Here is a 9,828-nt window from a genome sequence, read left to right on the forward strand (position 1 = left end):
TGCATGCAGGGCAGCGTCGCGCATCCGGTGAACCCTACATCATGCATCCGGTTGCTGTTGCGGGCTTACTGCGCGACTTAGGTGGAGGTAGCGCTCTAATCGCAGCGGGGTTTTTGCATGATGTCGTTGAAGACACAGAAGTAACGCCTGAGGAGCTAGAGCAGCGGTTTGGTCCGGAGGTGCGTTCCCTGGTAGAAGGGGTCACCAAGCTGTCGAAGTTTAATTTCTCCAGCAAAACTGAGCGGCAGGCAGAAAATTTTCGTCGTATGTTTCTGGCAATGGCACAGGACATTCGTGTCATTGTGGTCAAGCTGGCGGACCGCCTACACAATATGCGGACCCTGGAGCATCTAGCGGACGAAAAGCGGCGACGCATTGCGCTAGAAACGCGAGAAATTTTTGCGCCGCTGGCAAACCGATTGGGAATCGGGCGCTTTAAATGGGAACTTGAGGATCTGTCGTTCAAGTATTTAGAGTCGGAGTCCTACCGCGAAATTCAAGAATTGGTTGCGGACAAGCGGATCGATCGTGAAACTCAGCTTACAGACATTGCTGACAGCCTGAAGCAGCGCCTCGACCAAATTAGTATTCCATTTACTGAAGTCAGCGGTCGCCCCAAGCACCTCTATGGCATCTACCAAAAGATGCAGCGGCAGCAAAAGGGCTATAGCCAGATCTATGACGTTGCTGCGATTCGGATCATCGTCAACACCAATGATGAGTGCTATCGGGCGCTTGCCGTTGTCCACGACATGTTCCGACCTATCCCCGGTCGCTTCAAAGACTACATTGGATTGCCCAAGCCTAATCGTTATCAGTCGCTGCATACTGTAGTGATTAGCAATGCGGGCAGACCCCTGGAAGTGCAAATTCGCACCCTGGAAATGCACCACATCGCCGAGTACGGAATTGCCGCCCACTGGAAGTACAAAGAAGCAGGCAGCAATAGCCAACTGAACGCGACCGACGAGAAGTTTACCTGGCTGCGGCAGCTACTGGACTGGCAGAACGACCTCAAAGATGCCCAGGAATACTTGGAAAGCATTAAAGATGGCTTGTTCGACGGCGACGTTTACGTGTTTACGCCACAAGGCGATGTTGTGCCGCTGAGCCGGGGTGCAACGCCAGTAGACTTTGCGTACCGAATTCATACCGAGGTTGGCAACCACTGTGCTGGAGCACGGGTCGATGGACGAATGGTGACACTGGATACGCCGCTGAAGAACGGCGATATTGTGGAAATCATTACTCAGAAGAATTCTCGTCCCAGCTTGGACTGGCTCAACTTTGTTGTAACGCCAGGAGCGCGGAATCGGATTCGTCAGTGGTATAAGCGATCGCACCGGGAAGAAAATATTGCCCGTGGACGCGACATGCTGGAGCGGGAACTGGGCAAGAACGGCTTTGAAGCACTGCTGAAATCTGTTCCAATGCAGGCAACCGCTGAGCGCTGCAACTACCACAGTGTAGATGATTTGCTAGCAGCGTTAGGCTACGGGGAAGTGACGTTGAATATGACGCTTAACCGTCTGCGTGAAGCGGTTAAAGCGCAGCAGCCCTTGGCTAAAGTGCTGGATAGTATGGCGTCTAGCGCTCCCCACGAGCTTGCCCTCTTGCCCACTCCAATCAAGCCGCTTCCAGTTCAGCCATCCAGCAAGTCCCCTATTCTGGGAGTGGAAGGGCTGCTGTACCACATGGCAGGGTGTTGCACTCCGGTCCCCGGTGAGCCAATTATTGGCGTGGTCACGCGCAGCAGTCGCGGTATTTCAATTCACCGTCAGGGTTGCCCAAATGTGGAAAAGGTCTCTGGCGATCGTCTGGTTCCGGTGCGCTGGAATCCAACAGAGCAAGAGCAGGGACGCCCGCAGACCTATCCTGTGGACATTCAGATTGAGGTGATCGATCGCGTGGGCGTACTGAAAGATATTCTCTCGCGCCTAACTGATAACAACATCAATGTCCGCAATGCCCAGGTAAAAACTTACCCCGACCAAACAGCGCTGATTGACCTTGGAATTGATATACGTGACCACGATCAGCTTGAGCGCACCTTTGCTCAAATTAAGAAGCTCAGCGATGTGCTGAATTTGCGTCGATTAAGCCAGGTTGAAGACTAGCTGATCCATCACTGCACCTTGCAAGGCTCTGCTAAGGACGATTCGTGCCTCTACGTGACGTGCGGGAACCGTTCGGAGTGCCTCGTCGTCTCGCTGTAGTGTTCAGGGTATTCTGTTACAAAGTTTGCATACAGGGTCCGTGCGTTCACAGAAACTTTAAACCAGTACCGATTGGCATTTGCTATTGATAGAAGTAGAGGAAAAAACTCAACTTCAGAATCATGCTTTGAGGCATTCGGTTGTCTCTGATGCGGTGTTTGTTGCCCAACTTGCTCTAGTGTAGAAGCGCAACTTTGACATTATGCCTGTTGCGATCGAATTAGGCTCCGCGGGCTAGTTGAGCGATCGTGTCAAAAAAATACCGTTATTCAGGGATAGCATCGATTCACTATGAGCCTGCTTATTCTAATGTTTAGGCTGAGGAGCCTTACCTACGGTGAGTACCTAGATGGCTTATCAAAGTAGAGCCATTGATTGCGAAGAGCAAGCCCTGTACGACCACTTGCTTCATCTGGTGCAGACAGAACTGCCAAGCCAGTTGGTCGATCGCTTCCGCACCCTGTTCATTGAGGGTGTGGGCTATTCGGATGCCAGCATTGCAGCGGCGCTCGATAAAATTGCTGCCTCCAAGTCTGCTGAGCAAGAGTTTCGCTTCGTGCTCAATCGCTGCTGCCATATTTTGATTAACCGCTGGCAGACTCGCCCTCAGTACCACAGCGCCATTTCAGAGCTAGTGGCGGTGTTTGAAGCGGAGCCGTCACGTCTCGTGACAGAGTACAGTCGATCGCGCAATGTGCGTCGGTTGCGCGGTTTGGTGCAGGAGTTTGTTGAGAGTGAGCAATATCTAGCGCTGCGACGGTTGGCTTGCGTTGTTAATCAGACTTCGGATGTGTCTGACAGTGTGCCGCTCGGTTCCCTGATTCGTCGCTATCCCTACTTATACGAGCATTGCCTACTGGTTGAGGGCAGTTCTCATGAACATCAACAGGCAATTCGATCGCTCCAAGCAAAGGCACAGCGCCAGTACGAGATTGATTTGTCTCAGTATGTAACGTATCAAGTGCGCCGATCACAACTCGCTCAAGGTTCTCAATCGGCTGCCCGGCTGCCGCACCCGGTTAAGAATCCAACGCTGCTGAGCGATCGAGACTTGTATGGAGCACTGAAGCAGTTTGTAGGAAAGTCCCAAGGATCAGAAACCTACCGCGATGTAGCACAGCGATTTCTCACACACAGCCAGCAAACTCCCTCGTTTCGTGCCTTTAAGGACGACCTTTATCAGTACATTACTTCCTCGATCGATCCTGCATACGGTAAACGCCAGTTTAACAACCAGTTATACCTCCAACTCCGAAACACGCTGCCCGATATCAATCATCAAAAGCTCAACGATTTTCTTCTGGTTAGAACCTGCAGTCAGCTACTCAATTTTTTAGTGATTGAAAGTTTGCAAAAGCCGCAGCATTTTGTGTTTGTTGACCTGATTGCGAATCTGGGACCAACGCTGACAACAGGGCTGCTTTTGAAAATTGTGCTGCTGTGTCGCAAAATCAAACCCTACTTAGAAAAGCGGTTTTCGCTGTTGTTTAACCACTACGAATCTTGCTCTAGAGAGACAGTTCAGTGGTTAGTGCAGGTAATGGAGAACCTTAACATTGCACTGAGTACCAACTTCAGTACAATCGACTTATCGGTGATCAATCAGATTGCTTAGACAATCACACCAAAAACCGTCAGCGATTCGGTTTTATGCTATTGTTGGTTTTAATGGCGCGATCTGTCTACGGATTCGATCGGCGATCCTGTAGTGGTATGCATTGCAAGGCTGGTATTCCTACCATCAATGACTTGACGAGTCTGCAAGCGATCAACAGCAGGTCCACAATCGGCTTGTCTTTATTCAGCACAGATAGACGTTTAGACGTTTTGTACTTGTACAGTATTTGGAGAGTGACTTAGGATGACCCAGGTAGTTCTTGGCGAAAACGAAGGAATCGATTCGGCGCTGCGACGGTTTAAGCGGCAGGTGTCTAAAGCTGGGATTTTGGCAGATTTGCGATCGCATCGACACTTTGAAACGCCACTGGAAAAAAAGAAGCGCAAGGCGATCGTGGCTCGGCGTAAGCGTCGCTATAACTAAGCAATGAGTTGACCGATTGCTGTATCAGCACTAAAGCAATATTTAAATGTCTTAACAGCAGGGGCGCTCGATCATCGAGCGCCCCTGCTGGTTTAACTGAGTTGTCTACGCGACTATTTGTCCTGCACCTTTTCCAGGGCGTTCTTGATGCTCTTTTCAACCGTAGGAACGCCACCAGAATTAGAAGGGCGCTTCATCTCTTCCAATCCTGCTCTGCCTTGCACCTCGTTCAGTCCGCCTTCCTGAGTTCTTGCCTGAGTTTCTTCCAGGTTTGGCCCAGGACCGCCTGGCGTATGCAGAGCATCTCGTGCTACTTGCTCGTACTCTTTCACTGCCTTGTTTGCCGATGGATTCGGCTCATTCTTTGCTGGCTCATCCTTTAGGGGAACTGCCGCTGCATCAAATGTAGGCAATGCATAAGAGAACAGTAGAAAAGCACAGATGCAAACAGATAGCAAGAACCGCAGAGGGCGCAGAGCCGCTAGAACAGATTTCATACCAATTTCCTCCAAGCTATAGAAATTCAGAGTGTTTAAGCGTTCAACAGAGATATCTCTGCTGAACCTTTCCCATCTACTCAAATCGATCGCCCCTCTAGCATCTATAGGTTGGGGGATCTATTAGGATTTTTACAGCGACTTCTCTCTACCGTATGGGGGATGCGTTGCGAATTAGCTCTGACGGGACAGGAACTCAACTCTTGGCAGCAGCGGATCCTGGACAATGCCTACGCCTGTAAAGCCCCAGCGGTTCATCAGGTTGCTCAGCTGAGCACTTGCGATCGACTCGATCGCAAAGCGATCGGCAACCCCTGAACCGTGCGTATTGAGGTAGCTGAGCGCCTCATAGTCCTCGTTAAACATTAAGAGGTATCCAGGCTGAGGGGGATCGCGATCGCCATCTGAAGACGGAAGCCGCGCCACCAGATAGCTGCCATCGGCTTTCGAGCGAATCAGATAATACGTTTGAGACATAGGGGACTGATTAACCTGCGTCGCTCAACTTGATGCGAGGATCAACAATTTTCAGCAGCAAATCTGCTAGCAAGTTGCCCACAATTAACATTACCGCTCCCATCATCAGGCTTGCCATCACCAGGTAGAGATCCTGAGCCGTCACCGCTTGCAGAATTAACCGTCCTAAACCAGGCCAGTTGAAAAAGAACTCAGCAATGAAGGCACCACTAAGAAGACTGGCAAACTCAAAGCCCAGCAGGGTAATGAGTGGGTTGATCGCATTTCGCAGCGCGTGAACGTAGATGACTTTGTTCTCTGGCAAGCCTTTAGCACGGGCAGTCTGGATATAATCCTGCCGCAGCACATCGAGCAGTTCTCCACGGGTAATGCGTTGGAGTCCCGCAAAACTGGTGACGCTGAGGGCAATAGTCGGCAAAATCATGTGCCAACCAATGTCAACGATTTTGCCGAGGGGAGTCAGGTCTGCATGGTCGATACTGGTCATGTCGCCGACCGGAAACAGCGGTGAGGTGTTCTGCGCCAGAATCAGCAGCAGCAGTGCCGTGATAAAGCTAGGAAACCCCTGTCCGGTGTAGCTGATGACGCGCAGAACCCGATCGCTCCAGCGGTTCTGGTTGACCGCCCCAACGATGCCCATTGGAATGGCGATCGCCCACGTCAGCACCAGCGATGAGAGCGCCAGTAGCAGTGTTGCTGGAACCCGCTCCCACAGTAGGGAGGCAACCGATCGTTGATACACAAAGCTGGTACCAAAATTCCCCTGCGTCACGATTTGCCAGAGCCAGCGGAAATACTGTTCATGCCAGGGACGGTCCAAGCCGAACTGCTGCTTTAGCTGCTCAATGCGTTCTGGGGAAATCTTAGGGTTTTCCCTCAGCGTGTCCAGGTAGTCTCCAGGTGCAAGTTGAATCACGACAAAGCTCAGAGCAGACGCCAGTAGCAGAGTCAATAGCGCTTGCAGCACTCGCTTAATGATGTAAGAGAACGTTTCACTTCCTAGAAACGCCGTCAGTCTATCTGTGCTTGATTCGAGCCAGCTTTGTTTTGAGGAGGTCGTCATAGTGAGCAAGGATAGCGAGTGGCAATGAGAATCAGGCGACTACTCATGCAGGTGATTGATCGGTCTCAATGTACCGGATTCTATCAAATAGATCGGTATCCTCGTGGCAAAAAGCACAAATATCGAAATAATAAACGGCTGGCGTTCCACTCTTAAAGCGGTTGGACAACAGGTAGGCGTTTAAGTCCACAATTTGAGCGTTATTTTGACTACTTAAGCTGATTAAATAGTTGCCGAAATTATCATAAACGATGAATTTTTCATACCCGTTTTCTATCAATATTCTGAGAGTATCAAACCCTTCTTTTGCTCCATCCGGCTTAAAAGAAATATCGTACTCAAAATAAATAACTGGCTTCAATTGATGAATCAGACGAATTGAATCCTGAATGATTACAAAGTCAAATCTATCGGTATCAATTTTGAGCAGTTTAGAGGTTTGAAACGTCGGATGAGCTTGCAAAATTGTCGCTAAACTTTTCGTCTCCGTTAAGAAAAGACCGTCAGGATTTAGTGCATTTACGATCGAGCTTGTGCCTCCCTGGCTCTGCATTTCTCCAAAATTGACAATGGTTCCATCATTACCAACAAAGCATTCCTCAATTTCAACATTGCCAATAATGGCAGCATTGTGCTCCAAGTACTCCAGATACTCTGGATTTCCCTCCACACAGAGAGTTGGAACATCCTGATGCTGCTGAATTAGGGCAGCGCTATCTCCTACGTTTGCTCCAATATCAATAGCAGACGTTTTAGGATGTTTCTGGAGTACAACTTGGGCAATATACGCCAACGCAGTGTCATACCGACGCCAAGTCGATTGATAGCCATCTAATGCGTGATCGATCGGTAAGAGAAGGCGATGGCGTCCTATTGTGTACTCTTTTGACATGGATAGAGATGCCGTGCTCTAGGGATAGGTACCGTTTACATCGCTTTAAAATTAACGATGTAAACCCAACCAATTGCTGATTACTAATTCTAGTACTCTGCTAGGGTAACAATCGGAACCTTAGGCAGGTGCTGACGTCCGCCTAGATCTTTAAGTTCAATTACAAAGGCAAAACCGACGAGGTGGCAGCCAGACTTTTCGACGAGTTTAGCAGTGGCACCAGCCGTGCCACCCGTAGCAATCAAATCATCAACAATGAGAATTTTGCTGTGAGGCGGATGAAGCGCGTCTTGATGCACTTCCAGTCGATCCATGCCGTACTCTAGCTGGTAGTCGATCGCGTGCACAGCAGCGGGGAGTTTGCCAGGTTTGCGAACGGGGATGAACCCTGCCCCTAGCTTGTATGCCAAGGGCGCCCCGAAAATGAAGCCGCGCGACTCCATTCCCAAAATAAAATCCGGCGACAAGTCTGCGCATTTTTCGGCAAGCAGGTCGATCGTGTAGCGCAACCCGTCGGCATCACGAAGCAAGGTGGTGATATCTTTAAACAGAATTCCGGGTTTTGGGAAATCTGGAATTTCGCGAATCAGTGTTTTGATGTCCATGATGCCGGGGTGCAGAATAGGGTGGAGTACTGTTGCGTTATCTCACATCTTGCACCCCTTTGTCAGCTAGATTGCAGTCAACGAAGCTACAGAGCTACAGAGCGGGACGGCAGCGATCGTGCATCCGCCTGAATTGCGCCATCATGCGCTGCATCGCGTACTGTAGGTAGGAGTAGATTCCCTGCATCTAGAAGCGCTTGTGAAATACTTCTTCCTATCAGACGGCTGGGCGATCGGTCGAGTTTGGGAACTCGGAGGGCTGTGGAACGAAACAGCTTGGCGGCGCAAGCCAGAAATTAACCGTATGGATCTCTGCATCTGGGAGCACGGTGAAAAGCTCTGGCTCTATCGCGTGGAGGACGCCGTGCTGATGGTGGAAGTGCAGCCAACTGTGCAGGCTCAGATCGATTCCTCTGCAAGGAGCATCGGGCAGGTTGTCTTGAAGCGGCTGATTAGCGCGGATCAGGCGATCGATCTGCTCTGCACGTCCGAAAGCATTCCGCATTCCTGAACTGCCGCACACTCTTCAACTCGGCAAACTCATAATGACCCCAGCTGAATTGGCGTACCTCGGCATTACCGTTCCACTGGCGCAGGACGAACTGCCCTACAACGACGGAGAGCCAACAGAGAGTCAGCGCCACAAACTACAAATGCAATTGCTAATGGATGTAACAGAAGTGGCTCAAATCGAGGAGCTGCGATCGTAAACGGCTCAATAGTCCCCAAATCGCTTAATTGCGGTAATTGATTTCGTAAGAAATCCAACGCGTTCGTAGTAGAATTGCGCGTCTGGAAATAGCTGCTGCATTTGCCGCTTATCTAACAGAAAAATCTCTTCGTAAGGCAGGGAATATTTTTTGTACCAGGAATAGCGCCACGACTTGTAGACCCAGTGCTGCATTGATCGCGGGAAATATTGACAGAGGGGAAAGTTGTAGTGTGGCTCGATCGGGAAATGTTTGTAGGGTGTTTGAATCCAGTAGGCGTTGCCAACTCGACGGACCTCATTGGCAACTTGCATCTGGCTTTCAAAGTCTCCCACGTGCTCAATTACCGAGTTCGAGAATACAAGGTCAAACTGAGAACTGGCGATCGGAATATCACGAGCATCTGCTTGAATGTAGCGCTGATTTGGCTTCAGTCGAGGTGCAATCTTCTCCGAATCCACCACGTTTAAGTAAGTAACTTCGCAATGGGTCAAATCACTACAGAACGATGACCAGGGAACGCCACCAACATCTAAAATTCTCAAATTAGCTGCATTTTCTAGCGAGAACGTCTCAAGAAATACGGTCTTCCTGCGGTTTCTCAACCTTTGTTGAGTTAATTCAATAAACTGCATCTGCTCTGTGCAATAAAGTTAAGAGATTGAGCAACGAAATCAGCGCGACCTTCATTCCTCTGGTCCAATTGTTCACTACTTAAGCTCAAACTCATTAGTTATTCCCACCTCGTGGGGCGTGCATCTCACGATGAAACTAAACGTTACACACCTAGATGAAAAAGCAGACCTACCGAATGCTGGTCGCCTGCTGGCACTGTTAACCGCACTCTTCTACGGACTCTTCACGCTGCTGCCAGACAGCAATAGCCTTGTAGTGTCGTGGGCGTGGGTATTTATCTGGCAAGTCGGGCTAATCTGCCCAGTTCTGTGGCTGCTGGGGTTGCTCTGGCAACGACAACTCCGCTGGATGAGAAATCGGTTGGACTGGCTTGTGGGACTTTTGGTGGTCGGGCTAGTGGTTTCGTCTGGACTAGCGGAGTTTCCCATGCAAGCGCGATGGTACAGTTGGACCGTGTTTTGCTATCTGGCAGCCCTCTATGCGCTGAGTTCGTGGCTGCCGTCTGCATCGCGTCGGATCGGGCTGCTAGTTGCTCAAGGCTATCTGAATCTGGCATTTATCATCGTCAGTTTGACGGGGTGGACGAGTCAAACACTGCTGCCAGAACTGGCTCGACTGCGATCGCTCCAACCCTACGGCGTGCCACTCTCGTTCGACTTCTCCCAACTAGAACTCCGCAACTGGTTTCCGA

General features: G+C 50.1%; 11 protein-coding genes and 1 pseudogene. 6 read left to right on the forward strand and 6 right to left on the reverse strand.

Annotated features, from left to right (window positions below; genetic code table 11):
* The 3 genes from H6F43_RS13150 to rpsU form a co-directional block, all read left to right on the forward strand.
* Positions 1–2,117, forward strand: a 2,117-nt coding sequence (locus H6F43_RS13150) for a bifunctional (p)ppGpp synthetase/guanosine-3',5'-bis(diphosphate) 3'-pyrophosphohydrolase (RefSeq protein ID WP_190343197.1), incomplete at its 5' end; no start/stop codon positions are given.
* Positions 2,118–2,565: 448 nt separating this feature from the next.
* Positions 2,566–3,831: a hypothetical protein gene (locus H6F43_RS13155; protein ID WP_190343198.1), complete on the forward strand. Its 1,266-nt coding sequence runs from the start codon at positions 2,566–2,568 to the stop codon at positions 3,829–3,831.
* Between the two features lie 246 nt (positions 3,832–4,077).
* Positions 4,078–4,257 carry a 30S ribosomal protein S21 gene (gene rpsU / locus H6F43_RS13160; protein WP_190343199.1) on the forward strand — a complete coding sequence of 60 codons (180 nt, stop codon included), beginning with the start codon at positions 4,078–4,080 and terminating at the stop codon, positions 4,255–4,257.
* A 113-nt stretch (positions 4,258–4,370) separates the two neighbouring features.
* Here rpsU and H6F43_RS13165 read toward each other — a convergent pair whose 3' ends face one another.
* The 5 genes from H6F43_RS13165 to H6F43_RS13185 form a co-directional block, all read right to left on the reverse strand.
* Positions 4,371–4,754 (reverse strand): hypothetical protein, encoded by a 384-nt coding sequence (locus H6F43_RS13165; protein WP_190343200.1) that lies wholly within the window; start codon positions 4,752–4,754, stop codon positions 4,371–4,373.
* A 174-nt stretch (positions 4,755–4,928) separates the two neighbouring features.
* The gene (locus H6F43_RS13170) at positions 4,929–5,231 is read right to left on the reverse strand and encodes a hypothetical protein (protein ID WP_190343201.1); all 303 of its coding nucleotides are present in this window, start codon (positions 5,229–5,231) and stop codon (positions 4,929–4,931) included.
* Between the two features lie 10 nt (positions 5,232–5,241).
* Positions 5,242–6,294: an ABC transporter permease gene (locus H6F43_RS13175; RefSeq protein ID WP_190343202.1), complete on the reverse strand. Its 1,053-nt coding sequence runs from the start codon at positions 6,292–6,294 to the stop codon at positions 5,242–5,244.
* A gap of 43 nt (positions 6,295–6,337) precedes the next feature.
* On the reverse strand, positions 6,338–7,186 hold the full coding sequence (locus tag H6F43_RS13180; protein ID WP_190343203.1) for an FkbM family methyltransferase: 849 nt from the start codon (positions 7,184–7,186) through the stop codon (positions 6,338–6,340).
* Between the two features lie 89 nt (positions 7,187–7,275).
* The gene (locus tag H6F43_RS13185) at positions 7,276–7,791 is read right to left on the reverse strand and encodes an adenine phosphoribosyltransferase (protein WP_190343204.1); all 516 of its coding nucleotides are present in this window, start codon (positions 7,789–7,791) and stop codon (positions 7,276–7,278) included.
* A gap of 199 nt (positions 7,792–7,990) precedes the next feature.
* On the opposite strand from H6F43_RS13185, the gene H6F43_RS13190 reads away from it, so the two are divergent.
* Positions 7,991–8,302: a hypothetical protein gene (locus H6F43_RS13190; protein ID WP_190343205.1), complete on the forward strand. Its 312-nt coding sequence runs from the start codon at positions 7,991–7,993 to the stop codon at positions 8,300–8,302.
* A 34-nt stretch (positions 8,303–8,336) separates the two neighbouring features.
* Positions 8,337–8,501: a hypothetical protein gene (locus H6F43_RS13195; protein WP_190343206.1), complete on the forward strand. Its 165-nt coding sequence runs from the start codon at positions 8,337–8,339 to the stop codon at positions 8,499–8,501.
* Positions 8,502–8,506: 5 nt separating this feature from the next.
* On the opposite strand, the gene H6F43_RS13200 is transcribed toward H6F43_RS13195, so the two are convergent.
* Entirely contained in the window at positions 8,507–9,046 is a 540-nt protein-coding gene (locus H6F43_RS13200) for a class I SAM-dependent methyltransferase (RefSeq protein WP_190343207.1), read from the reverse strand.
* Positions 9,047–9,266: 220 nt separating this feature from the next.
* Here H6F43_RS13200 and H6F43_RS13205 point away from each other — a divergent pair.
* Positions 9,267–9,828: pseudogene (locus tag H6F43_RS13205) on the forward strand (polymerase); the annotation flags it as partial.

Source organism: Leptolyngbya sp. FACHB-36, from assembly GCF_014695955.1.
Lineage (GTDB): Bacteria > Cyanobacteriota > Cyanobacteriia > Leptolyngbyales > Leptolyngbyaceae > FACHB-36.